Genomic DNA, 24,934 nt, shown 5'->3' with positions numbered 1-24,934 from the left:
CGATACCGTGAAAAATGGCGCGGAAGCGACGGTGCGGAGGTCGTGGCCGGCGAGGGGCGCGCGCGGCCGGTCAGAACAGCGCGAGGACGGCGTCGCTGGCGGTGCCGACGAGCGTCTCCCAGACGGAGAATCCGGTGGCAAGGGAGAGGAGTGTGTCGGCGGCGAAGAAGGCGAACAGGCCGGCCGCGCCGAGGTACGCCTTGCGCGTGTCGAACCGGTGGGAAAACCGGTGGAAGAAGTACGCGTTGGCGATGCTCACCGGGATGATAGCGAGCATCTCGCCCGCCCAGATGGCCGAGGTCGCGCCGTACTGCACGGCCAGCCCGATGGTGACGAGCTGGGTCTTGTCACCGAACTCGCCGGCGGCCATCATGGCGAAGATGGGGAGGAAACCGCCGAATCCCTGCGTCGACAGCTCGCGGCCGAACACGGTCGGCGCGTCGTCGAGGCCGGAGACTCCCCCGTCGGTGGTCGCGGCCTCGCTCTCCGCGGACGCGTCGGGCGCGGAGCGGTAGAGCAACACCGCGAACGTGGCGAACAGGACGGCGGTGATGGCGTCGAGCGCGGCCGGCGAGAGCGCGTTCTTGAGCGCCTGTCCGAGCAGGATTTCGAGCGCCGTCCAGATGGCGAACGCCGAGCCCGCGGCCGCGACGACGACCTTCGGGTCGAAGCGGGTCGACAGCCCCGCGATGATGAACTGGACCTTCTCGCCCGGCAGCACCGCAAGCTGGGTGACGAGCGCGACGACGAGAATCTCCCACCAGCCGGTCACGCGGGCGACACCTCCTCGTTACTCGGCTCGTCGGGCGGTCGGACGCGAATCGTTCGGGCCACCGACTCCGGGAGGCTCTGCTCGCGGCCGCCGTCGCCGACGAGGACCGTCACCATCCCGAAGGGGGCGATATCGGTTACTTCGATGGTCGTGCCGGGCGTGACGCCCGCCTCGGAGAGATACTCCAGCTCCGCGGGGTCGCGGTCGCTGACGCGGGCGACGACGAGGCGGTCGCCCACCTCGCAGTCGGAGAGCGCCGACAGCCCCGAGGAGTCCGGGGGCGTGAGGTCGGCGCTCGGGATGGGGTCGCCGTGGGGGTCGACCTCGGGCTCACCGAGAGCGGCCGCGACCCGCTTTTCGAACTCCTCGCTGATGTGGTGTTCGAGCGCGTCGGCCTCGTCGTGGACCTCGCTCCACGAGTAGTCGAGGTGTTCGGTGAGGTACGCCTCCAAGAGGCGGTGGTGTCGGAGCACTTCGAGCGCGACCGTCTCGCCCTCCGCGGTCAGTTCGACGCCCTTGTACTTCTCGCGGTCGACCAGCCCGCGCTCTTCGAGCTTGCCGACCATGCTCGTCACGGTCGGCGGCGTTTTCCCGAGATACTCCGCGATGTCGGAGGTCGAAACCGGCGGTCCCTGCTCCATCTGGAGCGTGTAGATAGCCTTCAGATAGTCCTCCATCACGTCGCTCAACATACCACGGATTAGATGCGTCTAAAGTAAAAGTCTGATGGAGGTAACGAGAGGGTTCGAGCGGGAGACCAGTCGACCGAATCGGGCGCTCAGACGCCCTGTCCCATCAGGTGGCTGCGGAGGATGTCGGCGTTCTTCGTCCCGGATTCGGTGTTGACGACGACGACCGTGTCGTCTTCGTCGAACTCGTCCGCGAGTTCCCACGCGCCGGCGAGCGCGACGCCGCCCGCTGGGCCGACCTCGACGCCGGCGGACTGAGCGGCAGTAACGGCGGATTCGAGCGCGTCGTCGTCGCTGACGGCGACGGCCGCACCGCCGGACTCGCGGACGGCGCGGAGCGCGAGCGACCCGCCCGTGGGGTCGGGAATCTCCAGTTCACCGACGATGGTGTCCGGCTGGTTCCACGCCTCGTGAGTGTCGCTGTCGGCCTCCCACGCGGTGGCGACGGGCGAGCAACCGACCGACTGCGCCGCGACGAGCTTGGGCATCGACTCGACCAATCCGAGTTCGACGAGGTCGGAAAAGCCCTTGTAGACGCCGTAGGCGAGTTCGCCGGTCGAGACGGGGACGACGACCCAGTCGGGGACCGACCAGTCGAGGCGCTCTGCGACCTCGTAGGCGATGGTTTTCGCGCCGTCGTGGCGGTAGGGGTTGTCGAACTCCTGGAGCGTGTGCCAGTCGCTTTTGAGCTGTTCGTGGAGCGCCGAAAGCGCGTCGGGGTAGCGCCCGCCGACGACCTTCATCTGGCCGCCGTGGACGTTCACCATGGCCTTGTTCGGGAACGGCGTCCGCGAGGGGACGAAGCCGTAGGAGCGAGCGTCCACGAGGCCCGCGTAGGAGGCCGCCGACTGCGCGCCGTTGCCGGGCGAGGCGTGCGCGACGACCTCGGCGTCGGCCTCGCGCGCGGCGGTGACGGCGAGCGAGAAGCCGCGGTCGAGGAACGTTCCGGTCGGGTTGCGGCCCTCGTCCTTGATGAGGAGCGAACCGACCTCGGCCTCCTCGGCGAGCGCGTCGGCCGCGACGAGGGGCGTCGCGCCCTCGTTTGCCGTCACCGGCTCCGCGAACGGGAGCAGTTCGCGGTAGCGCCACATCGTGTCGAAGGGGCGCGCGGCGAGCGTCTCGGCGTCCCACTCGACCGCGTCGAGGTCGTAGGCGGGGTCGAGCGGCGCGTCGGCGTCGCTCGGGCCGGTCGCGGCCGCGTCGTACTCGTCGCCGGTCTCCGTGCACACCAGCCCGGAGAAGCTGTCAGACGTCTGCATGGGCGGGGCTTACGGGGGGAGGGACTAAGCCCTTCCCGTCGGCCGATGGCCGCCACCCGTAGCGGCTTTGTGTCGCCCGTCCGAGAGACGTGGTATGGACGATAGCCACATCGCGGTCGTCGGCGCGGGCCTCGCGGGCCTCGTCGCCGCGCGACACCTCGCCGACGACGGGGCCGACGTGACCGTCGTGGAGCGGCGCGACGACGTCGGCGGGCGGGTCCGCACCCGGACGAAAGACGGCTTCACGCTCGACCGCGGGTTTCAGGTCCTCTTCACCGACTACCCCGCGGTCCGGCGGGAACTCGACCTCGACGCGCTGGACCTCCGGCGGTTCACGCCCGGCGCGACCATCTGCCGACCGAGCAGGCGCGCGGTGCTCTCCGATCCCCTCCGCGACATCGGGAGCCTGTTCGAGTCCGTCCGCAACCCCGAGGTGACGACGAGCGACAAGCTCCGGACGCTGGCGCTCAGACAGGACGTGAGCACCCGCGACGAGGACGAAATCTTCGCCGCCGCCGACCGGAGCATCCGGTCGTACCTCCGCGACTGGGGCTTCTCCGAGGACTACATCGAGCACTTCGTCGCGCCGTTCTACGGCGGCATCACGCTCGACCGCTCGCTCTCGTCGTCGAAGCGGGTGTTCGAGTACACCTTCAAGATGCTCTCGACGGGGAGCACCGCGGTCCCCGCGGCGGGGATGGGGGCGGTTCCCGAACAGCTTGCCGACGCCGCCCGCGACGAGGGCGCGACGTTCCGCCTCGGCGAGCGCGTGGAATCGGTCGAATCCCGCGGCGACGGCGCGGTCGTCACCACGGGCCGCGAGTCGCTCGAAGCCGACGCGGTCGTCGTCGCCACCGACCCCAAGGAGGCGCGCCGGCTGACCGGCGTCGGGTCGATTCCGACCGGGGCCCACGGCTGTGTCACCCAGTACTACACGCTCCCGAGCGGGAGCGGACTCGACGCGGGCAAGCGCATCATGCTCAACGCTCCGAGTCCCGACCCCAACACGGTCGTCCCGCTGTCGACGGTCGCGCCGGAGTACGCCCCGCCGGGCAGAGAACTTCTGAACGCGACGTTCCTCGGCGCGGCCGCGCAGGACGAATCTGAGGAAGCGCTGTTCGAAAAGACCCGCCGGACGCTCGAAGCGTGGTACCCCGAGCGCTACTTCGACGACCTCGAACTGCTCCACACCGACTACATCTCCTTCGCGCAGTTCGCCCAGCCGCCGGGCGTCCACGAGTCCCTGCCCGACGCCCGCGACGCCCCCGGTCGGGCGTACCTCGCCGGCGACTACACCGCGTGGTCGTCGATTCAGGGCGCGATGCGGAGCGGGAAAGAGGCGGCCGACGCCGTCCGCGACGACCTGTCGTAATCGCGCGCCCCACGTCGTTTTTCGACCCGTCCGCCTCGGACTCTCAGAGCAACCGTCGAAGCTCCCCCAGCGGCGGGAACGTGAGCGTCTCGCCCGCCTCCGCGTCGCGGACGAGCGGCCGGAAGCGACCCGCCTCGCGCACCAGCGGCGAGTCGAAGTCGGCCCCTCGCATCCCGTTTACTTCGACGCCCGCGGCGAGACGGGTGAACGCCGGCAACATCAGCACGTCGCCGCCGCGGTAGGCGTCGGGTCCGTAGAGGACGCAGGGCCGCCGGCGGCCCTCGACGGCGAGCGTCGGGTGGTCGTGGCCGACGACGTAGCGCTCGGCGTCGCCGTCGGGGTCGCGGTGGCCGTGGCAGACGAGCGTCCCGTCAGCGAGGCGGTACTCGTCGTGAACCTCGCCCGACTGGACCGCCGCGAGCATCGTGTCGTGGTTGCCGGCGACGAACACCGGGTCGGCACCGGCGTCAGTGCACGTCTCAGCGAGGGTTTCGAGGGCCGCGACGTGGCGCTCCGAGACGCGGTCGAACCGGTGGAGCACGTCGCCGGCGAAGACGACTTCGCGGGGGTCGAACTCGGCGCAGTAGGCTCGCAGGCGCGCCGCGAGGTCGGTGCCCTCGCCGAGCGGGAAATCGACCGCCGAGGCGTCCGCTCGGCCGACGTGGAGGTCCGCGAGGACGAGCGCGTCGGCGTCGGGGAGAAAGATGGCGCGCTCGCGGACGGAGACGCTGGTCACGGCCGAGTGGAGGGTCGGCGGAGACAAATTACCACCGGAGGCGCGCGCCGCGCCGAGGGCCTGCGAGCGGGCGGTCGAACCGCGTGGTGGAGCAGGGGCCTTTTTAGTCAGTGCGTCCCACGTTCGGCACATGAGCGGCGCACTGGAGGACAAGCGCACCGCGACCCGGTTTCGCATCCTCGCCGAGATAGCCGACCGACAGCCGGCGGTGAGCCAAGGCGAAATCGCCGAGGCGGTCGGGGTGACGAGTCAGGCGGTCTCCGAGTACATCCGCGACCTCGTCGAAGACGGGCTCGTCGAAAAGCAGGGCCGGTCGCGCTACCGCGTGACGAAAGAGGGGGTGGACTGGCTGTTTCAGGAGGCTCGCGCCCTCCAGCGGTTCGCCGAACACGTCACCGACGACGTGCTGGAGAGCGTCAACGAGGACGCCGCAATCGTCACCGAGGACGTGGCGGCCGGCGACACCGTGACGCTGTCGCTCCGCGAGGGACTGCTCCACGCCACGCCCGGCGACGACGGCCCGGCCATCGGCGTCGCCACCACCGACGCCGAGGCGGGCGGCGCGGCCAGCGTCACCGGCTTCGAGGGCGTCATCGAGATGGAACCCGGTTCGGTCCGCGTGCTCCAAGTGCCGCCGGCGCGACTTGCCGAGTCCGACGCGGTCGGTTCGGACGCGCTCGCGGCGGCGTGCGACGACGCCGACATCGTCGTCGCCGCGGGCATCGAGGCCGTCGTCGCCTGCCGCCACGCGTCGGTCGACGTGCGGACGTGGTTCGCGCCGGGCGAGGTCGCCGCCGACGCCGCGGCCCGCGGCCTCGACGTCGCGGTCGTCGCCAGCACCGACACCGCCGGGCGCGTGACCGACGCGCTCCGCGACGCGGGCGTGCTGTTCGAGGTGACGGAGCCGTAGCTCCGCGCCGGGTTCGGTTTTTCTCGCAGTCGAATTCTCAGCCCTCGGCGTGTTCTCGCGCCATCGTGTACGCCTTCCGTAGCTCGCGGAACCGCTCTCGGTCGCCGCCGTGGTCGGGATGCACGTCTTTCACCCGTGCGCGGTAGGCGTCTTGAACGGCCTCGGAGGAGGCGGTCGCGGGGAGGTCGAGGCGGTCGAACGCGGCCGACACCGGGTCGTCAAGGTCGGCCAGTTCGGGCTCGACGTCCGGCACGTCGAAGGGGAGCCGCCGCCCGAGTTGGCCGCCGGGCATCTCGTGTTCGCAGAGGACGGCGTAGACGCCGGCGCGTTCGAGGCGGAAGAACGCCTGCGCGTCGAAGGTGATGGCGACGCCGCGGTCGGGGAGGAAGAACGCCACCGTCTCGCCGCGGACCGGGCGGTCCTCGACGAACCGCTCGTCGATGGCGGTGAGGTAGTCGCGGATTTCGTGGCGGCGGCGGCCCGTCCCGTCGACGCGGGGGCCGCGGGAGACCCGCCGCTCCGGGAAGACACGACCGCCGACGACGAAGACGCCGGCGACGACGACGGAGGCGACCGCACCCGCGGCGAGGCCGACGAGGAGCCACGGCGGGAGCAGAAAGACCCACTCCGGAAGCACGCTAGAAATCACGGGACGAGCGATTATGAACCCCCCGCTGCCCGTACCGATTTGCCGCCGGCGGCCCACGCGTTGGTATGCGACCGATTCGCTTCGAGGAGGCCGACAGCGCGGAGCGCACGCAAATCGGCGAGGGACTGACGCGACCGGCCGTCGCCGCCGGGCGACTGGAGACGGGCCGCGCCGAGGGGAAGTACTTCCTCCGACACGACGACGGCTGTGCGATCTGCGGGAAGCCGGTCGAAGCGGGGTCGCCGTTCTATCTCGACCCGGACGCCGGCGAAATCCTCTGCGAAGAACACGGACGGGCGCGCCGAGAGTCATGAGAACGGCCGTTTCCGGGTCGACGCCGCAATTTCATACTCGCCTTCGAGTGAGTTTTCATTCATACTTGTTTCGTTCGCAAACTTCTTTATCGGGGTGCGGGACCATACGAACATCACATGGCTGTAGTCTGGCTGGACGACGTACGGGCTGACGACCTCGACCTGGTCGGCGGGAAAGGCGCGTCGCTGGGCGAACTAACCGGTGCGGGGCTTCCCGTCCCGCCGGGATTCGTCGTGACGGCGAGCACGTACCGCGCGTTCATCGAGGACGCGGGCATCGACGACGAGCTGTTCGCCGCGGTCGAGGTCGACCACGAGGACTCCGAGGCGCTGCAGGCGGCCCACGAGACGGCGCACGACCTCATCATGGAGACGCCGATGCCGGACGACGTGCGGGAGGAAATCCTCGACGCCTACCGGAGCGTCGGCGAGGGCGACGCCTTCGTCGCCGTCCGGTCGTCCGCGACGGCCGAGGACCTGCCGGACGCCTCCTTCGCGGGCCAACAGGAGACGTTCCTGAACGTCACCGAGGAGGACCTCCTCGACCGCGTCAAGGAGTGTTGGGCCTCGCTGTTCTCCGAGCGCGCCATCTACTACCGCAACCGCAAGGGCTTCCCCCACGACAAGGTCGACATCGCGGTGGTCGTCCAGCAGATGGTCGACGCCGAGAAGTCCGGCGTGATGTTCACCCGACACCCCTCGACCGGCAAGAAGGAGATTATCATCGAGGCCGCGTGGGGCCTCGGCGAAGCCGTCGTCTCCGGCACCGTCTCGCCCGACAACTACGTCGTCAGCCGCGAGACCGGCGAGGTCGAAACGGCGACCATCGCGGACAAGAAGACGATGTGCGTCCGCGACGAGGAAAGCGGCGAGACCGTCATGCGCGACGTGCCGAACGGTCGCCGGCACGAGCGCGTCCTGACCGACGACGAGGTGTCCCGCCTGCTCGAACTCGGCGAGTTGGTCGAAGACCACTACGAGAAGCCGCAGGACGTGGAGTGGGCCGTCTACGACGGCGAGGTGTACATGCTCCAGTCGCGCCCGATTACGACCATCGCGGAGGGCGACGACGGCGAGGAAACCGAAAGCGAAGGCGACAGCAGCGGGAGTTCGCGGGCGACCGCGACCGGCGACGACGTGCTCATCCGCGGCCTCGGCGCGAGCCCCGGCATCGCCTCCGGCCGCGCCCGCATCGTCACCAAACTCGACCACCTCGACCAAGTGGCCGAGGGCGACATCATCGTCACCGAGATGACCATGCCGGACATGGTGCCCGCGATGAAGCGCGCCGCCGGCATCGTCACCGACGAGGGCGGGATGACCTCCCACGCGGCTATCGTCTCCCGCGAACTCGGCGTGCCCGCGGTGGTCGGCACCGGCGACGGGACGAAGACGCTCGAAGACGGCGAGGTCGTCACCATCGACGGCGACAAGGGAACCGTCCGCGAGGGCGAAGAGCCCGAGGAGAAACAGCGCCAGCCCGTCGAGGAGGCTCGCCCCAAGACGCCCGTCAAGCCGATGACCGCGACCGAGGTCAAGGTCAACGTCTCCATCCCCGAAGCGGCCGAGCGCGCCGCCGCAACGGGCGCTGACGGCGTCGGCCTGCTCCGTATCGAGCACATGGTACTCACGCTCGGCAAGACCCCCGGGCGGTTCATCGAACAGAACGGCGAGCGCGCCTACGTGGACGAAATCGTCTCGGGCGTCCGCGAGGCCGCAGAGGAGTTCTACCCGCGGCCGGTCCGCGTCCGCACCCTCGACGCGCCGACGGACGAGTTCCGACAGCTGGAGGGCGGCGAAAACGAGCCGCGCGAGCACAACCCGATGCTCGGTTACCGCGGTATCCGCCGCGGCCTCGACAACCCGAGCGTGTTCCGCCTCGAACTGCAAGCGTTCCGCCGCCTGTTCGACATGGGCTACGACAACCTCGAAGTCATGTTCCCGCTCGTCAACGACGCGGAGGACGTGCTGCGGGCGAAAGAGCACATGCGCGAGGCCGGCATCGACCCCGAAAAGCGCGAGTGGGGCGTCATGATAGAGACGCCCGCGGCGGCGCTCTGCATCGAGGAACTCGCCGACGCCGGCATCGACTTCGCCTCCTTCGGCACGAACGACCTGACGCAGTACACTCTCGCGGTGGACCGCAACAACGAGCACGTCGCCGACATCTACGACGAACTGCACCCGGCGGTGCTCAAACTCATCGGCGACACCATCGAGACGTGTCGCGAGGTCGGCGTGAAGACGAGCATCTGCGGGCAGGCCGGCTCGAAGCCCAAGATGGTTCAGTTCCTCGTCGACAAGGGCGTCAGCTCCATCTCGGCCAACATCGACGCCGTCCGCGACGTGCAACACGAGGTCAAGCGCGTCGAACAGCGACTCCTCCTCGACTCCGTCCGCTGACCCCGGCGAGCGTCGAGGACTGAACACCCGCGTTCCGCCTTTTCTCGTCCCCGTAGCGGTGGCCGTCGGCTGGGCGACGCGGCGCAATGGAGCGGAACCGATATACTGGGTGTGGTTATAGTGGGATACATGCAGCGCGCGGCACCGCAGGAGTTCGACCGCGTCCTCTCTTCGATGTGCACCCGACCGCACCCGGCCGCCCGGAAGGCCGCAGAGCGGTTCTTTGCCACCAATCCCGGCGACCCGGCGACCTATCAGGCCGTCGCCGCCCTCGAAGAAGACGCACTCTCGTACCTCGGCGACATCACCGGCCTCCCGGCCCCCCACGGCTACGTGACGAGCGGCGGGACCGAAGCCAACATCCAGGCCATCCGAGCCGCGCGAAACCACGCCCGCGACGACGACCCGAACGTCGTCGCCCCCGAGAGCATCCACTTCAGCTTCCAGAAGGCCGCCGACGTACTCGACGTGGAACTCCGCGTCGTGCCCGTCGACGACGACTACCGCGCGAACGTCGCGGCCGTCCGCGAGGCGGTCGACGACCACACCGTCCTCGTCGCCGGCGTCGCCGGCACGACCGAGTTCGGCCGCGTCGACCCGATTCCCGAGTTGACCGCGGTCGCCCACGACGCCGGCGCGCTGATGCACGTCGACGCCGCGTGGGGCGGCTTCGTCCTCCCCTTCACCGACCACGAGTGGTCGTTCGCCCACGCCCCCGTCGACTCGATGACCATCGACCCCCACAAGTACGGGCAGGCGGTCGTCCCCGCCGGCGGCCTGCTGTTCCGCGACAAGTCGGTCGTGGACTCGCTGGCGGTGGATACGCCGTACCTCGAATCCGCGTCGCAGGCGAGCCTCACCGGGACTCGAAGCGGCGCGGGCGTCGCCTCCGCGGCCGCCGCGATGCGCGAACTCTGGCCCGACGGCTACCGCGACGCCTACGAGCGCCAGCAGGCGAACGCCGACTGGCTCTACGACGAACTCCGCGCCCGCGGCTACGACGCCGTCGAACCCGAACTCCCGCTGGTCGCCGCGAGCGTCCCCGACGAACAGTTCGACTCGCTCCGCGACCTCGGCTGGCGCATCTCGCGGACCGCGAGCGGCGAACTCCGCATCGTCTGCATGCCGCACGTCTCCCGCGAGTCGCTCCGGTCGTTCCTCTCGGACCTCGACAACCTCCGGTCGGGACCGGCGCGTAACTGACCGGTCCGAACCTGAAAACTTACAACCGACTGGCTTCGACTCTCTCGTGTGTCCCTCACCGCGTTCGCATCGCTCGCAGACCTGACGCTCAGTCTGTACCCCGACTTCTCGTGGCTCTCGTCGCTCGTCGAGACGGCCACCGGCTGGGTCGGGCTAGTCATCATCTTCGCCTACTCGTTTCTCATCGCCTTCGCCCTCCCGGGCGTGAGCGAAATCGTCCTCGCCGCGCCGCTCGACCTCGGCCTCTCCCACGGCGCGAAGCTGGCGGTCATCATCCTCGTCAGCGGCGCGGGCAAGGCCGCCGGGAGCGTCTTCGCGTTCCACATCGGCCGCCAGACGAAGGAGTCGGGCTACGTCGAGCGGGCGCTCGAACGGTTGCCCGTCGACGTGATGGGCTGGACCGAGCGCAAGGCCGTCCAAATCGCACAGAACTGGGGCTTCGCCGGGCTCGCGGCCGCGCTCTGCGTGCCGGGCTTTCCCGACACGCTCTCGATTTACGCGTTTTCGGTCCTCGAAGACGACTACCTCAAGTTCGCCGCCGCGACGTTCGTCGGCTCCTGCGGCCGACTCGTCGTGACCGTCATCGGCATCGAGGCCGCGCTGGCGTTCCTCTGATTGGGGCGAGGGGCGAGCCCCCAAGCGTCCCGAGCACACCGAGCGTTGCCGGAGTGTCCCAACAATTTATACGCCCGCTCGGCTTCAGTACCGGTGTGACCGCGACGGGTCTCCCCGACAACATGCGTATGCGCGCTCCCTTTTAGCCGCGGGTGGACCCGCCTCCAATCGTCGCCTCGGTAACGTGAGACGACGGTCGGACCCGGCGAACCTCGGGGCAGAATCGCACCGCCAGACAGACGCATCCGAAGCGGCGGGCTTTAGGCCCGCTTCCGAGATACACGACATATATGAGTCACGAGGACTTCCCCACGGAGAACCCAGCGGTGGTGACGTGTGGACTGCCGTACGCGAACGGCGACCTCCACATCGGCCACCTCAGAACGTACGTCGGCGGCGACATATACAGTCGCTCGCTGCGAACACTCGGCCAGCAGACGGCCTTCGTCAGCGGGTCGGACATGCACGGTACCCCCGTCGCCGTCAACGCCGAGAAGGAGGGCGTCACGCCCGAAGAGTTCGCGCTCCGCCACCACGAGAAGTACGAGGCGACGTTCCCGCGCTTCAACATCGAGTTCGACAACTACGGCCACACCCACGACGAGACGAACACCGAACTGACGCAGGAAATCGTCCGCACCCTCGAAGCCGAGGGCTACGTCTACGAAAAGGAGATTCCGGTCGCCTACGACCCCGACGCGGACCAGTGGCTCCCCGACCGCTTCGTCGAGGGCGCGTGTCCGTACTGCGGCGCTCACGCCCGCGGCGACGAGTGCGACGAGGGCTGCGGCCGCCACCTCGAACCCGGCGAAATCGAAGACCCGACCTCGACGCTCACCGGCAACCCCGCGGAGTACCGCGAGCGCGAGCACAAGTTCTTCGCCGTCTCCGACCTCCAAGACTACCTGCAGGAGTTCATCGACCGCCTCGAAGGCACCTCGAACGCCCGGAACCAGCCCCGCGAGTGGATCGAGGGCGAACTGCAAGACTGGTGTATCACCCGCGACATGGACTGGGGCATCGACTACCCGGGCGTCTCCGAATCCGCCGAGGATTCGGAGGCAGACCAGACGGAGTCTGGGCGTGACGAGGGCGACGAGTCGGACGGCAGTTCGTCGCCGTCCGGCACCTCCGACCTCGTCCTGTACGTCTGGGTCGACGCCCCCGTCGAGTACGTCTCCTCGACCAAGCAGTACACGGAGCGCGTCGGCGCCGACACGTTCGACTGGGAGGTCGCGTGGAAGGACGCGGGAGACATCGTCCACATAATCGGCCGCGACATCATCCAGCACCACACCGTGTTCTGGCCGGCGATGCTCCGCGGCGCGGGCTACGTCGAACCGCGCGCGGTCATGGCCTCCGGCTTCATCACGCTCAACGGCAAGGGCTTTTCCACCTCGCGCAACCGCGCCGTCTGGGCCGACGAGTACCTCGATGAGGGCTTCCACCCCGACCTGCTTCGGTACTACCTCGCCACCAACGGCGGCTTCCAGCAGGACGTGGACTTCTCGTGGTCGAAGTTCAAAGACCGCGTGAACAGCGAACTCGTCGGCACGGTCGGCAACTTCCTCTACCGGTCGATGCTGTTCGCGTACCGCAACTTCGAGGGGACGCCGGATGTCTCCGAGTTACACTCGGAGGCCAGTGAGACGGGGTCTCGCGCTGCGGAGGTGTCCGAGGAAGTCGAAGCCCGCATCGAGGAGGCTATCGACGAGTTCGAAGCCGGCATCAACGACTACTCGGTCCGGAAGTCCGGCAACGCCGCCGTTCGCCTCGCGCAGTTCGGCAACGAGTACATCCAGCGCAACGAGCCGTGGAAGCTCACCGACGAGGACCCCGAGGCCGCGGCGCAGGTCATCCGCGACTGCGTCCAAATCGCGAAGGCCATCGCCGTGCTGTTCTTCCCCGTCGCGCCGGGGAAGATGCAGGCGCTCTGGGAACAGCTCGGTGAAGACGGCTCGGTGGCCGACACCGGCGTCGACGACGCCTTCGAGGCCCCGCCGGCGTCCTTCGGTGAGCCCGAGGCACTGTTCGAGAAAATCGAAGACGAGCGCGTCGAGGAGCTCAACGAGAAGCTCGAAGCGCGCGTGGCCGAGACGGAATCCGAAAGCGACGAGTCCGACGGGGACGCCGAGGAGGATATGGACGCTGACACCGACGCCGACGCCGACATCGACTTCGAACCCATCGCGGACGACCGCATCAGCTTCGAGGAGTTCCAAGAACTCGACATCCGCGTGGGCGAAATCGTCGCCGCCGAGGGCATCGACGGCGCGGACAAACTCGCCAAGCTCACCGTCGACATCGGCGTCGAAGAGCGCCAAATCGTCGCCGGCATCAAGCAGCTTCACGACCTCGATTCGCTTGCCGGCTCGAAGGTCGTCATCGTCGCCAACCTCGAAAAGGCCGGACTGTTCGGCGTCGAGTCCAACGGGATGCTGTTGGCCGCGGGCGACGAGGCCGACATCCTGACGACCCACGGCGACGCCGTCCCCGGCACGAAGGTGCAGTAGACGGCCGCTCCGACCCGATACGCGACCGACCGCGACCCGATTTTTTCGACGCGCCGTGTCGCTGCCGATACCGTCCTCGTGGCAGACGCGGACCACAGCGCCTAACTGCGCCGCCCCCCGAGCGTCGGCCATGCGAATCGGAAGACGGGAAGCGGTCGGAATCGTCGTCGCACTCGCGGTGTTCGCGGGCGTCGTCGCCGCGGTCACCGGCGGCGGCGCGGGCACCCTGACCGTCGAGCGCGTGGACGAACTCCCGCAGGGACAGGGCGCGGTCGCCTTCGGCAACCTCGACCCCGACCAGCGCGAGATGTTCGCGGAGGCCGTCTCGACCGGCGAGCCGGTGGCGCTACCGAACGAATCGGCGCGAAACGAGTTCGTCGACCCCGGCTACGTTCGGTACGACGGCGACATCTACCGGACAACCGTCTCCGACTGAGCCGGCGTTCGGCGCTCGAATCCCGCCCCGAGACCGGAGCCGATTTGAGCGGCGACGCTGGAGCGCCGTCCATGCGAGTCAGCGTGTTGCTCGCCGCGGCGCTCGTCCTCTCGACGGGCTGTCTCGGCGGCGGAAGCGGGACGGCGAGGCTGAGCGTCACCCGAGTCGACGACCTCCCGCAGAGCGAGGGGGCCGTCTCGTACCAGAACCTCGCCCCGGACCAACAGTCTGCGTTCCGGCAGGCGCTCGGGGGCGAGCCCGTGACGCTCCGGGAAGGAACGGACAGAAACGAGTTCCGCGACCCGGGATACGTCAGATACGACGGAGAAATTTATCAAACGACCATTATGATCCCGTGAGGCCGCCCGAGCGGTCAGTTCGACGGGCGAACTATAGAGAGTACGTATGCGAACCCGTTACTCGGCACCGAGTTCATCATCGGGCTTTTTTATCAGTCACTCGTAGGCGACGCCATGAGAAACGCAAAAATCGTCTGTACCCTCGGTCCCGCGTCGTTCGACCGAGAGACGATTCGCGGGCTCGCCGACGCCGGCATGAGCGTCGCCCGGATGAACGCGAGCCACGGCAACGTCGAACACCGGTCCGACGTCATCGACAGCATCCGCGCCGTCGACGACGCGACCGACGAACCGCTCGCGGCCATGCTCGACCTGCAAGGCCCCGAAGTCCGAACCGCCGACATCGACGAGGACATCTACCTCGAAACCGGAAGCGAGGTCCGCTTCTACGAGGGCGACGAGGCCACGCCCGAGGCCGTCGGCCTGTCGTACTCCATCACCGCCGCGGAGGCCGGCGACACCATCCTCCTCGACGACGGCCGCATCGAGGCCACCGTCGAGTACGTCGAGGACGATTCGGTCCACGCGACCATCGTCTCCGGCGGGGAGCTCAGCTCGCGCAAGGGCGTGAACGTCCCCGGCGTCGACCTCGACATCGACCTCATCACCGACTCCGACTACGAGAACCTGAAGCTCGCCGCCGAGAAGGAAGTCGACTACGTCGCCGCCTCGTTCATCCGCGACGCGGAGGACGTCTACACCATCAGCGACACCCTCGAGAACCTCGGCGCGGAGATTCCCATCATCGCCAAAATCGAGCGCGCCGGCGCGGTCGACAACCTCGACGAAATCATCCAGGCGGCCCACGGCGTGATGGTCGCCCGCGGCGACCTCGGCGTCGAGTGCCCCCTCGAAGAGGTGCCCATCATCCAGAAGCGCACCATCCGCAAAGCGCAGGCCGCGGGCGTGCCGGTCATCACCGCGACCGAGATGCTCGACTCGATGGTCCGCTCGCGCCGCCCGACCCGCGCGGAGGCGTCCGACGTGGCCAACGCCGTCCTCGACGGCACCGACGCCGTGATGCTCTCCGGCGAGACCGCAGTCGGTGACCACCCCGTCCGCGTCGTCGAGACGATGTCCCGCATCGTCAAGGAAGTCGAAGCCAGCCCCGAGTACGACGAGAGCCAAGAACAGCGCGTCCCGACCGCCGACGAGGGCTCCCGCACCGAGGCGCTCGCCCGCTCGGCGCGCTACCTCGCCCGCGACGTGAACGCCGCGGCCGTCGTCGCCGTCTCCGAGTCCGGCTACACCGCCCGGAAGACCGCGAAGTTCCGCCCCGGCGTGCCCGTCGTCGCCGTCACGCCGAACGACCGGACGCGCCGCCAGCTCGCCGTCTCGTGGGGCGTCTCGGCGCAGTACGCCGATTACAGCCCGAGCGTCGAGGGCGTCATGGACGACGCCGTCACCGCCGCGCTCGACGCCGGCGTCGCGGAGTCCGGCGACACCATCGTCGTCCTCTCCGGCATGATGACGGAGCTCGAAGGGACGAACACGACGAACATGCTCAAGGTCCACGTCGCCGCCGAGCCCGTCGCCACGGGCCGGAAAATCGTCGGCGGCCGCGTCGCCGGCCCCCTCTACCGCACCGAGGACGGCGACCTCACGGACGTCCCCGAGGGCGCGGTTCTCGCGCTGTCGTCCGAGTTCGACGGCGAGTTCGACGGCGACGCCGACAAGCTCGCCGGCATCGTCGACGCCCGCGCGGGCATGACCGGCTACCCGGCGCTCGTCGCGCGCGAACTCGACATCCCGATGGTCTCGGGCGCGCCGCTGCCGAAGACCATCGCGCAGGGCGCGACCGTCACGCTCCACGCCGAGCGCGGCATCGTCTACGAGGGCGACGTCATCAACCACGACCGCGACAGCCGGTAGGAGTGCGGTAGCCCTTTCCCGCCGCGACGCCTACGCACGAGTCGATGTCCCGCGCACCCTCTCCCGAGGCCGACGACGACCGCGACGGTGACGGCGATGGCGACGGCGACAGCGAGTGGCGCTTCGGCGTCGACGACGTCGGTCCCGACGGCATCATCGACGACGAGCCGGAGGTCGAACAACTTCCCATCGAACCCGAGTCGCCGCGGGCGGAGAACATCGTGTTCGTCCTGCTCGGCGTCCTTCTCGCGGTCGGACTCGTCGTCGTCACCGTGTACCCGGGCGCGTTCTGAGCGACCCACCGGACGCAGACCGCGACCCACTGTGAGAGCCGGCTTCCGCCGTCCGACTTTCTGTTTTGATAATCGGGACTGTTGATTTATGTGACCCCGAGGGGAACCACCGCCAACTCCCCGGCCCAGCCGAGCTGAGTCGCGCAGTCCGCACACCTCCCGTGGTGGTCGCCGCGTCGGTGCGCTCCGCGGCACGCCGGGTTCCGACGCCGGTGGTCGCGCCGCCCGCGCCCGCGACGGACCCACCCGCGGTGGCGAACCCACGGTGGCGACGATATCCCTCCCGGCCGTCGCGTGCTTCGCACCGAACCGGCCGCACGGCGGCTGCGACGCCGACGAACACCCAGACGACAAGATGACACACGACCGACGACGCGGACACGACCGACGACCCGCCCCCGACGGCTCGGAGGGCCGCGAACAGTGACGAGACTCGTCGAACTCGAACCGACGAAGTTCGTCCGCTTTCTCTCGGACCTCTGGACGCAGCGGAACTGGCAGACGAACGCCCAGCCCCGCGGCGAGGGGAGATACCTCGTGCAGGGCCAGCGCGGCGACGGCACGAAGGGACTCATGCTCGTGCTCCCGACCGTCGAGACGACCGTCGAAACCGAGCACATCAAGGGCTTCGTCGCGCACGCGAAAAAGCGCGGCGTCGACACCGTCGTCGTCGCCACGCAAGGCGAGTTCGCTGACGCGGTCCGCGGGTTCGCCACGAACCACGACGTGACGCTGTTCGACCGCGACGAACTCGGCGAGACCGTCGCCGACGAGGGCCTCGAACAGACCGTCAAGCAGTACACCGACGGCGACGTGTTCGAGACCGCCGAGGTCGAGTTCGGCCTGCCGTTCGACCTGCCCGAACCCGTGGAAGACGCGTTGGCGTCGCTCCCGATAGCCGCCGTCCGCGAGCGACTCGCTGGGCTCATCGACGGCCGTGGCGACGCCGGTGGTGGTGACGGCGATAACGGCGGCAATAGCGGTGACGGCGGTGGCGGCGATTCCTCGGCGGGCTCGCTCCGCGACAGGCTTCCGTCGTCGGTCGACGACCTGAAATCCGGGTCGCCGCCGAGCGTTCGCGTCGTCGTCGTCGCCGTCCTCTTGCTCGTCCTCGCGCTCGGCTCCGTCGCCGTGCTCGGGCCGATGCTGGACGGACTCGGCGGGTCGAGCGGCGGCGGTTCCGGGGGCGACCACGGCGTCTCCGTCTCCGCCCTGTCGAGTGCGAGCGCCGACTCGGCCGACGTGGTCGCCCGGTGGAACGCCCGAACGACCGACACGCTTCGGGTCGGCAATCAGACGTACGCCCCGCCGGAGGGAGAGCGGTTCGTCGTCGTCGGCTTCAACGCGACGGCCACCGGCGACTCGCCCGGAAGCCTGTCGCAGTCGGCGCTCGTGTTCGAATCGGACGGCGTCAGATACGGGCACCAACCGCTGTCGAACGCGACCGGCTTCGACAACGGCGGGCTGTTCGCCCCGGGCGATGACGCGCACGTCTGGACCGTCTTCACCGTGCCGACGAACGCGACCACGGGGACCGTCCTCGTCCAGCCGACCAACGAGGACACCGTGGCGTTCGTCCACGACGACGCAGTCTCGACCGACCCGAACGGCGACGACTGAGCGCGGCCGAATCCGGCGCGTCGAACGCGCGCCGCGTTCGACCCTCAATCCTTAATCGGGCGACGGCCCTAGACCCGGTATGGCATACCCGCCGCTCCCGTTACAGACCGGTCTCGTCAGTCCCGAGACGCTCCCGCTGTTGCTCGTGCTCGCGGGGCTCGGCCTGTCGCTCGCGGAGGCCATCGCCCCCGGCGCGCACTTCGTCGTCCTCGGCGTGGCCCTCCTCGCGGCGGGGCTGGCCGGTCTCCTCATCGCACCGCTGGCAAGCCCGATTATTCTCGGGCTGCTCGTCTTCGTCTTCGGCGCGCTCGCGCTCTACGGCTACCGAGAGCTCGATATCTACGGTGGGAAGGGAGAAGGGAAGACGAGCGACTCGGACGCGCTGACGGGCAAGATGGGGCGCGTCACGGAGCGCGTCACGCCGACCAGCGGCGAGGTCAAACTCGACGAGGGCGGCTTCAACCCCTACTACGCCGCCCGGTCGGTCCACGGCGAACTGGAGGCGGGAACCGAGGTCATCGTCGTCGACCCCGGCGGCGGCAACGTCGTGACCGTCGAGGGAGTCGGTCCCGGCGAGGACGAGATCGACCGCGAACTCGCCCGCGAACGGGCGCGGCGGCACGAGGAGTCCGCGGAGCGAGACGAAGAAGAACTCGAACGCGAGGGCACGGAAGGCGTCTGACCTCCGGCCACGACGCCGTGGTCGGCCCGAACCGCCACCGACCCGAACCGCCATCTGACGCCCCGTCAGCCCCGAAACCGTCCGACGTGACGCCCGTATCACACGAATACTTATCATTCTGCCAACCCAAGGCGGGCGTATGGACCTACTTGCCCTCCAAGCGGGGCTGGGTATCGGAGGCGTCGTCGTCGGCCTCCTCGTGCTCGTCCTCGCCATCGTGACGGTGTACCAGATGGTCGAAATCGTGGACGCCTACGAGAAGAAGGCGCTCACGGTGTTCGGTGAGTTCCGACGGCTCCTCGAACCGGGTATCAACTTCATCCCGCCGTTCGTCTCTCGGACCTACGCGTTCGACATGCGGACCCAGACGCTCGACGTGCCCCGGCAGGAAGCCATCACGCGCGACAACTCGCCGGTCACGGCCGACGCGGTCGTCTACATCAAGGTGATGGACGCGAAGAAGGCGTTCCTCGAAGTCGACGACTACAAGCGCGCCGTCTCCAACCTCGCCCAGACGACGCTCCGGGCGGTCCTCGGCGACATGGAACTCGACGACACGCTCAACAAGCGCCAGGAAATCAACGCCCGCATCCGCAAGGAGCTCGACGAGCCGACCGACGAGTGGGGCGTCCGCGTGGAGTCCGTCGAGGTCCGCGAGGTCAACCCCAGCGCCGACGTGCAGCAGGCGATGGAGCAGCAGACCTCCGCCGAGCGCCGCCGCCGCGCCATGATTCTCGAAGCGCAGGGTGAGCGCCGCTCCGCCGTCGAGCAGGCCGAGGGTGAAAAGCAGTCGAACATCATCCGCGCGCAGGGTGAAAAGCAGTCGCAGATTCTCGAAGCGCAGGGTGACGCCATCTCGACGGTGCTCCGCGCGAAGTCCGCCGAGTCGATGGGCGAGCGCGCCATCATCGACAAAGGCATGGAGACGCTCGAACGCATCGGACAGGGCGAGTCGACGACGTTCGTCCTCCCGCAGGAGCTCACCTCGCTCGTCGGCCGCTACGGCAAACAGCTCACCGGCTCCGACGTACAGGACATGGAGGGCCTCTCCAGCAAGCAGTTCGACGAGGAGACCCGCGAGCTCATCGGCCTCGACGACATCGAGGAGATCCTCGGCCAGATAGACCAAGCCGCGGAGATGAACGTCGAACAGCTCGAACAGGAGGCCGAGGCCATCAAGGCCGGCGCGGAGGTCAACGACATCAAGTCGCCCGACGAGGTCATCGCCGAGGCCGACGAGGACGAACAGCCCATCAAGTCGTCCGACGAGGTCGTCGCGGAAAGCGAGGGCGCAGGGGACGCGGCCGCGACCGACGGCTCGGCGGACGCGAACTCCGCGGGTAACGGCCAACCGGCCGCCGACGAGGCCGACGACGACGAAAGCGAGATATCCTTCGAGAAGGACCTCGAATAGTCGCGTCGCCGGACCGTCCCGGATTCGGACGGGTGTACACGCCGAAGCCCTTTTCTTCGCGCCGTCTCGTATGTGGTGGTAGATGTCGAACCGCCGGGTAGACGAAGACAAGCGCGCGACCCTCCGTCGATTCGCCGCGCTCGGGGCCGCCACGCCGCTCGTGGGCCTCGGGGGCGGCGACGACGGCGAGGACGACTCGTCGGGGTCGAGCGACGCGCGGGACGCCATCGTCGGCTACGTCGCCTCGACCCCCGGCGCGCACTTCTCGAAGGTCCGCGACGACCTCCAGTTGGGAACCGGCGAGACGCAGTACCACCTTCGGAACCTCGTCGACGACGGCACCCTCGAAGTCAGCCGCGACGGCGACTACAAGCGGTTTTTCCCCGCGGGCCGGTTCTCGGAGTTCGAGCAGGTCACCCTCGGCTACCTGCGCCGCGACACGCCGCGCGGGATGCTCGTCCACCTGCTTCGCGACCCCGCGGCGACGGGGAGCGAACTCGCCGCCCGACTGGGCGTCTCGCGGGCGACGGTGAGCACCTACGCGAAGGAACTCGACGCCGTGGGCCTCCTCTCGCGCGAGGACGGCTACGCGGTCCGCAACCCTGAGACGGTTATCACGCTGCTGATTCGCTACGCCGACTCCTTCGGCTCCGACGCCGCGGCGTTCGCTGACGACGCGGCCGACCTCATCCGCTTCGACCCCTGACCGGGCCGGGAGTCGGTGCCGGCGCTGCTCCGTCGATTCGGAACCGGAACATTCAGCGGCGGCGCTGGGACGCGAAAAAAAACCGAAAAAGCGGGGATGGAACGACGTGGGGTGGGAGACGACGGCGTTCCGTGCGTGGTGGCGCGAGGGAGGACGCGCCGGGGTGCACGCCGGAGACGGCGTGCGGCGGGGGCAGAGTGAAGCGTCAGCGGGGGCTCAGACGGTCACCTTCCACGTTGTGCCGGAGGAGTAGCCCCACTTCTCGACGGTCACGTCGAAGTCGCCGTCGAGTATGGGACGCATGTTCGCGCCGACCTCCTTCGCGGAGAGGTCGAGGTCGTCGGCGATGAGGCGGGATTTGAAGTACGTCTTCGCGCCGGCGTTCGAACGGAGGTAGTCGAGGATGCGGCGCTGTTTCTCCGAGAGGCTGGGTTTGGTGTCGGGGGCTTCGCCCTCGACCGCGGCGGCGGAGGCGGTCGTGCTCATACCTACACAGAGAGACGAGACGCCTATCAGGGGTTTGGTACGGGAGCTTAACACGTCGCAGTCTTGCGATTTCCCCCAAAAACGAGCCCTCGGGGAGGCCCCACCGCGCCGTCGCAGGTACAGTCGCCTAACAGCCACGCGACGCGGACACATCAATGGGGAGATAGTCGGGAGAGACCGGCACGCCGTCGAACGCCCGAGCGCTCCGAACTTCCGTCTAAGCGGAGCGTACCGACTCCAAGACAGAAAATTCATACGCGGATAGCGGCCATACGACGACAATGGGTCGCCCGACAGAACGACGCCCGGCCGCCGCAACCGCGGCCGGCGTCGAAGTGAGCGTTGTCCTCCCCGCCTACAACGAGGCGCGGACCATCGAGAACACGGTCCGCGTCACCGTCGAGACGCTCGAATCGTTCCTCCCCGCCGACGCCTTCGAAGTCATCGTGGCCGAAGACGGCTGCGACGACGAGACGCCGGAGATAGCCGACCGGTTGGCCGCCGAGGACGACCGGATTCGCCACTACCACAGCGACGACCGCCTCGGTCGCGGCGGCGCGCTCGAACGCGCCTTCGAGGCCGCACGCGGCGACACGCTCGTCTACTTCGACACGGACCTCGCCACGGACATGCGACACCTCGAAGAGCTGGTCGAGCGCGTCCGCTCCGGCGAGTACGACGCCGCGACCGGGTCGCGCTGGATGCCCGACCGCGTCGCCGACCGTCCGCGGAAACGCGGCGTGCCGAGTCGCGCATACAACGGCCTCGTCCGCCTGTTTCTCCGCTCGGACCTCCGCGACCACCAGTGCGGCTTCAAGGCGTTCAGCCGCGAGGCGTTCGAGGCGCTCCGCGACGACGTAGAGGACAACCACTGGTTTTGGGACACGGAGATGCTCGTCCGCGCCCAGCGCGCGGGCTTTCGGGTCGCCGAGTTCCCCGTCGACTGGGAGCCGAAAGGCGACACGAAAGTCGACCTCGTCCGCGACATCCTCGGGATGGGAAGCCAGATCCTCCGGACGTGGTGGCAGCTCACGGTCCGGCCCCGCATCACCCGCCGGGTGACCATCGTCGCCGGCCTGCTTTTGACCGTCCTCGCGCTCGCGCTGATGACGCTGTACATCGACCCCTCGGAGGTCATCTCGGTGCTCGGCGACGCCGACCCCGCGCTCGTCGCGGCCGCCGCGGTTATCTACGTCGTCTCGTGGCCGCTCCGGGGGATTCGCTACCGCGAGATCCTCCGCGAACTCGGCTACCGCGAGAAGGCGGGCTTCCTCACGGGGGCGATATTCATCAGTCAGACCGGGAACCTCGTGTTCCCCGCCCGCGCGGGCGACGCCGTGCGCGCCTACGTCGTGAAGGCGCGCCGGAACATCCCGTACCCCTCGGGCTTCGCGTCGCTGGCGGTCGAGCGCGTCTTCGACCTGCTCACCATCGCGGGGCTCGCGGGCGTCGTCCTCGTCGGCCTCGCGGCGACCGGCGGCCTCGACGACATCGCCACCGTGCTCGCGACCGGCGTGAGCGGCGGCTCGGTCGACGTGTCGGCCGACGACGTGCGCACCGCCGCCTACGTCGCCACCGGCGTCGGCGTCGTCGCCATCCTCGGCGTCCTCGGCATCGCGCTGTCGGCCCGCGCGGACCGGAACGTCGTCCGGGCGTTCGTCGGCCGGTTCTCGTCTGACTCCTACGTCGAACTCGTCGCGGGCGTCATCGAGCAGTTCGTCTCCGACTTGCAGGCGGTCGCCGGCAACCGCGCCGCCTTCGGCCGCGTCGGTCTGACGAGCCTCGCCATCTGGACCGTCGACGTGGTGACCGCGGTCGTCGTCCTGCTCGCGCTCGGCGTCGACATCGACCCCGTCGTGCTCGTCGGCGTCTCGTTTTTCGCCGTGAGCGTCGGCAACCTCGCGAAGGTGCTTCCGCTCTCGCCCGGCGGCGTCGGCCTCTACGAAATCGCCTTCACGGTGTTCATGGCCGCGCTCGCGCCGGTCACGCCCGCCGCCGCGCTCGCCGCCGCGGTCCTCGACCACGCGGTGAAAAACGCCGTCACCATCGTCGGCGGCGTCGGCTCGATGCTGTCGCTCAACGTCTCGCTGACGACCGCGGTCGAAGAGAGCGCCGAGGTGCGCGACCGCGAACACGAACTCGCTGACTCGAAGTGACGTGCGCAGTCGGCTCAGTCCGACTCAGTACAGTTCACACCGGAACGGCGCGAACGCGCCCGTCACGGCCGATTCGAGCGCGTCGGTGCGAGTGAGGCGGCCGCCGGTGAACACGCCCGCCGCGCCCTCGTTTTTCGCGATATCGTCGGTGCCGAGCACGTCGTCCATCACCGGGCCGAGTTCCTCGCCCGCGTCGATGCGGTCCGCGATGCGGGCGGGGAGCGCGAGGCTCGGTCCCGCCGCGCGACCGACGCGCTCGCCGTCGGTCACGGCCGCCCACATCACGAGGTACAGGTCGGTCTCGTCTGTGCCGTCGCCGGCCGAGAAGGCCGCCACGCCGCCCTCGATGCCGACGCCGAAGTCGTAGTCGCCCGCGCCGAGGGCTCGTTCCGCGCGGGTGACCGCGCCCGCGATGGTCTCGTCGTGGCCCGTCGGCTGTTCGGAGACGCCCGAGTCGACGACGACCGCCGCCACGGAGGCGTCGGGGCAGGTTCGTTCGACCGCGCGCCGCTTCACCGGGTTGCCGCTTCCCACCGCGATGTCCATGTCGGAAGCGCGTCGCCCGGTTATTTCCCTTCGTCGGATTCGGTCGGGGTCGCGGTCGCAGTCTCGGACGCGGCCGCCCACGGCTCGGGGAGGTCGGCGTCGGGGTGCAACAGCCGCGCGAGGCGGTCGACGCCCGAGACGACGGCGGGACTCGGCTGATTGAGAAGCGAGTCGTCGACGGCGTGGACCGCGGCGTCGAGATTCCACCCGCGAGCGTCGAACGCCTCGGGGTCGCCGCGCTCGCCTTTTCCGCAGGGATGGAGAATCACGTGGTCGGGGTCGGCGGCCGCGACGGTCTCGGGGTCGACTTCGGCGGACCGCTCACCGGGCGCGACGAGCGGAGCGGTACCGCCGGCGACGCGGACGAGGTCGGGAACCCAGTTGCCCGCGGCCATCGGCGGGTCGGCCCACTCCTCGCAGTAGACGGCCGGGCGGTCGCGGCCGGCGACCGCGTCGGCGACGCGGGCGAGGTGGTCGCGGCAGTCGTCGGCGAGCGCCGCCCCCGCACCGGCGTCGCCCGCGGCGTCGCAGACGACGGGAAACGAGTCGAGCACCTCGTCGAGCGTCGCGGGCGCGACGTGAACCACGTCGTAGCCGCGGTCGCGGGCCGCCGTCGCGACGTCCGACTGGAGGTCGTCGCAGGTGCAGACGGCGTCGGCGTCGAGGTCGTCGACCCGGTCGAAATCGGGGTTCAGCCAGCCGCCGACGACCGGCTTGTCGGTCGACGAGTGAACGGTCGCCCCGACGACGTGGGCGTCGAGACCGGCGGCGGTGAGAATCGCTGTCGCGCTCGGCGCGAGCGAGACGACGCGGGGGGTCGCGGCCATGTGTAGTCGTAGCAACGCACCTTCGTGAAAAGTATGTGTCGCGTCGTCGGCCGCCGGGACGCCGGCGGAGCGTCACCGATGAGTCGCCGGCGAGGTCTCGAA

24 protein-coding genes are annotated in these 24,934 nt (G+C 69.1%); 16 read left to right on the top strand and 8 right to left on the bottom strand.

What is annotated here, in order from left to right; all coding sequences use genetic code 11:
* Nucleotides 1-70: 70 nt before the first annotated feature.
* From HVO_RS08635 to HVO_RS08625, 3 genes are all read right to left on the bottom strand, one after another.
* Entirely contained in the window at nucleotides 71-772 is a 702-nt protein-coding gene (locus HVO_RS08635; protein ID WP_004044116.1) for a TMEM165/GDT1 family protein, read from the bottom strand.
* On the bottom strand, nucleotides 769-1,464 hold the full coding sequence (locus HVO_RS08630) for a metal-dependent transcriptional regulator (RefSeq protein WP_004064329.1): 696 nt from the start codon (nucleotides 1,462-1,464) through the stop codon (nucleotides 769-771). Before HVO_RS08630 ends, HVO_RS08635 begins: the two co-directional genes overlap by 4 nt.
* An 86-nt stretch (nucleotides 1,465-1,550) precedes the next feature.
* The gene (locus HVO_RS08625; protein ID WP_004044118.1) at nucleotides 1,551-2,720 is read right to left on the bottom strand and encodes a threonine synthase; all 1,170 of its coding nucleotides are present in this window, start codon (nucleotides 2,718-2,720) and stop codon (nucleotides 1,551-1,553) included.
* A gap of 94 nt (nucleotides 2,721-2,814) precedes the next feature.
* Between HVO_RS08625 and HVO_RS08620 the strand changes: the two genes are divergently transcribed.
* On the top strand, nucleotides 2,815-4,092 hold the full coding sequence (locus HVO_RS08620; RefSeq protein WP_004044119.1) for an NAD(P)/FAD-dependent oxidoreductase: 1,278 nt from the start codon (nucleotides 2,815-2,817) through the stop codon (nucleotides 4,090-4,092).
* 43 nt (nucleotides 4,093-4,135) lie between these two features.
* On the opposite strand, the gene HVO_RS08615 is transcribed toward HVO_RS08620, so the two are convergent.
* Nucleotides 4,136-4,828 (bottom strand): metallophosphoesterase, encoded by a 693-nt coding sequence (locus tag HVO_RS08615; protein WP_004044120.1) that lies wholly within the window; start codon nucleotides 4,826-4,828, stop codon nucleotides 4,136-4,138.
* Nucleotides 4,829-4,958: 130 nt separating this feature from the next.
* On the opposite strand from HVO_RS08615, the gene HVO_RS08610 reads away from it, so the two are divergent.
* Nucleotides 4,959-5,738, top strand: a complete 780-nt coding sequence (locus tag HVO_RS08610; protein WP_004044121.1) for a DUF7839 domain-containing protein — start codon at nucleotides 4,959-4,961, stop codon at nucleotides 5,736-5,738.
* A gap of 37 nt (nucleotides 5,739-5,775) precedes the next feature.
* Here HVO_RS08610 and HVO_RS08605 read toward each other — a convergent pair whose 3' ends face one another.
* Nucleotides 5,776-6,375, bottom strand: coding sequence for a J domain-containing protein (locus HVO_RS08605; protein ID WP_013035511.1), 600 nt, complete (start codon nucleotides 6,373-6,375; stop codon nucleotides 5,776-5,778).
* Nucleotides 6,376-6,452: 77 nt separating this feature from the next.
* On the opposite strand from HVO_RS08605, the gene HVO_RS08600 reads away from it, so the two are divergent.
* From HVO_RS08600 to HVO_RS08540, 13 genes are all read left to right on the top strand, one after another.
* The gene (locus HVO_RS08600; protein WP_004044123.1) at nucleotides 6,453-6,701 is read left to right on the top strand and encodes a hypothetical protein; all 249 of its coding nucleotides are present in this window, start codon (nucleotides 6,453-6,455) and stop codon (nucleotides 6,699-6,701) included.
* A 117-nt stretch (nucleotides 6,702-6,818) separates the two neighbouring features.
* Nucleotides 6,819-9,104 carry a phosphoenolpyruvate synthase gene (gene ppsA, locus HVO_RS08595; protein WP_004044124.1) on the top strand — a complete coding sequence of 762 codons (2,286 nt, stop codon included), beginning with the start codon at nucleotides 6,819-6,821 and terminating at the stop codon, nucleotides 9,102-9,104.
* 129 nt (nucleotides 9,105-9,233) lie between these two features.
* Entirely contained in the window at nucleotides 9,234-10,307 is a 1,074-nt protein-coding gene (gene mfnA, locus HVO_RS08590) for a tyrosine decarboxylase MfnA (protein ID WP_013035565.1), read from the top strand.
* A gap of 48 nt (nucleotides 10,308-10,355) precedes the next feature.
* Nucleotides 10,356-10,922, top strand: coding sequence for a YqaA family protein (locus HVO_RS08585; RefSeq protein WP_004044126.1), 567 nt, complete (start codon nucleotides 10,356-10,358; stop codon nucleotides 10,920-10,922).
* Between the two features lie 290 nt (nucleotides 10,923-11,212).
* Nucleotides 11,213-13,435 carry a methionine--tRNA ligase gene (metG, locus tag HVO_RS08580; RefSeq protein WP_004044127.1) on the top strand — a complete coding sequence of 741 codons (2,223 nt, stop codon included), beginning with the start codon at nucleotides 11,213-11,215 and terminating at the stop codon, nucleotides 13,433-13,435.
* 130 nt (nucleotides 13,436-13,565) lie between these two features.
* The gene (locus tag HVO_RS08575) at nucleotides 13,566-13,871 is read left to right on the top strand and encodes a hypothetical protein (RefSeq protein ID WP_004044128.1); all 306 of its coding nucleotides are present in this window, start codon (nucleotides 13,566-13,568) and stop codon (nucleotides 13,869-13,871) included.
* Nucleotides 13,872-13,942: 71 nt separating this feature from the next.
* Complete coding sequence (locus HVO_RS08570) at nucleotides 13,943-14,230, top strand: hypothetical protein (RefSeq protein ID WP_004044129.1); 288 nt, start codon at nucleotides 13,943-13,945, stop codon at nucleotides 14,228-14,230.
* Between the two features lie 114 nt (nucleotides 14,231-14,344).
* Entirely contained in the window at nucleotides 14,345-16,102 is a 1,758-nt protein-coding gene (gene pyk, locus HVO_RS08565) for a pyruvate kinase (RefSeq protein WP_004044130.1), read from the top strand.
* 44 nt (nucleotides 16,103-16,146) lie between these two features.
* Entirely contained in the window at nucleotides 16,147-16,395 is a 249-nt protein-coding gene (locus HVO_RS08560; RefSeq protein WP_004044131.1) for a DUF7312 domain-containing protein, read from the top strand.
* A gap of 423 nt (nucleotides 16,396-16,818) precedes the next feature.
* Nucleotides 16,819-18,015 carry a restriction endonuclease gene (locus HVO_RS08555; RefSeq protein ID WP_004044133.1) on the top strand — a complete coding sequence of 399 codons (1,197 nt, stop codon included), beginning with the start codon at nucleotides 16,819-16,821 and terminating at the stop codon, nucleotides 18,013-18,015.
* A 79-nt stretch (nucleotides 18,016-18,094) separates the two neighbouring features.
* Nucleotides 18,095-18,697, top strand: a complete 603-nt coding sequence (locus HVO_RS08550) for an NfeD family protein (RefSeq protein ID WP_004044134.1) — start codon at nucleotides 18,095-18,097, stop codon at nucleotides 18,695-18,697.
* A gap of 139 nt (nucleotides 18,698-18,836) precedes the next feature.
* Nucleotides 18,837-20,111: an SPFH domain-containing protein gene (locus HVO_RS08545; RefSeq protein ID WP_004044135.1), complete on the top strand. Its 1,275-nt coding sequence runs from the start codon at nucleotides 18,837-18,839 to the stop codon at nucleotides 20,109-20,111.
* Between the two features lie 82 nt (nucleotides 20,112-20,193).
* Entirely contained in the window at nucleotides 20,194-20,817 is a 624-nt protein-coding gene (locus HVO_RS08540; protein ID WP_004044136.1) for a winged helix-turn-helix transcriptional regulator, read from the top strand.
* Nucleotides 20,818-21,033: 216 nt separating this feature from the next.
* Here HVO_RS08540 and HVO_RS08535 read toward each other — a convergent pair whose 3' ends face one another.
* A complete protein-coding gene (locus HVO_RS08535) occupies nucleotides 21,034-21,303 on the bottom strand; it encodes a DUF7123 family protein (RefSeq protein ID WP_004044137.1) in 270 nt (89 codons plus the stop codon).
* Between the two features lie 281 nt (nucleotides 21,304-21,584).
* Between HVO_RS08535 and aglD the strand changes: the two genes are divergently transcribed.
* The gene (gene aglD / locus HVO_RS08530; protein ID WP_004044138.1) at nucleotides 21,585-23,459 is read left to right on the top strand and encodes a flippase domain-containing glycosyltransferase AglD; all 1,875 of its coding nucleotides are present in this window, start codon (nucleotides 21,585-21,587) and stop codon (nucleotides 23,457-23,459) included.
* 24 nt (nucleotides 23,460-23,483) lie between these two features.
* Here aglD and yjjX read toward each other — a convergent pair whose 3' ends face one another.
* Together yjjX and HVO_RS08520 are read right to left on the bottom strand one after the other, a co-directional pair.
* Nucleotides 23,484-24,005 carry an inosine/xanthosine triphosphatase gene (gene yjjX, locus HVO_RS08525; protein ID WP_004044139.1) on the bottom strand — a complete coding sequence of 174 codons (522 nt, stop codon included), beginning with the start codon at nucleotides 24,003-24,005 and terminating at the stop codon, nucleotides 23,484-23,486.
* A gap of 20 nt (nucleotides 24,006-24,025) precedes the next feature.
* Entirely contained in the window at nucleotides 24,026-24,832 is an 807-nt protein-coding gene (locus HVO_RS08520) for a helical backbone metal receptor (RefSeq protein ID WP_004044140.1), read from the bottom strand.
* Between the last annotated feature and the right edge of the window lie 102 nt (nucleotides 24,833-24,934).

It is taken from the genome of Haloferax volcanii DS2 (assembly GCF_000025685.1).
Taxonomy (GTDB): Archaea; Halobacteriota; Halobacteria; order Halobacteriales; family Haloferacaceae; genus Haloferax; species Haloferax volcanii.
This window is presented reverse-complemented; position numbering and strand designations above follow the sequence as displayed.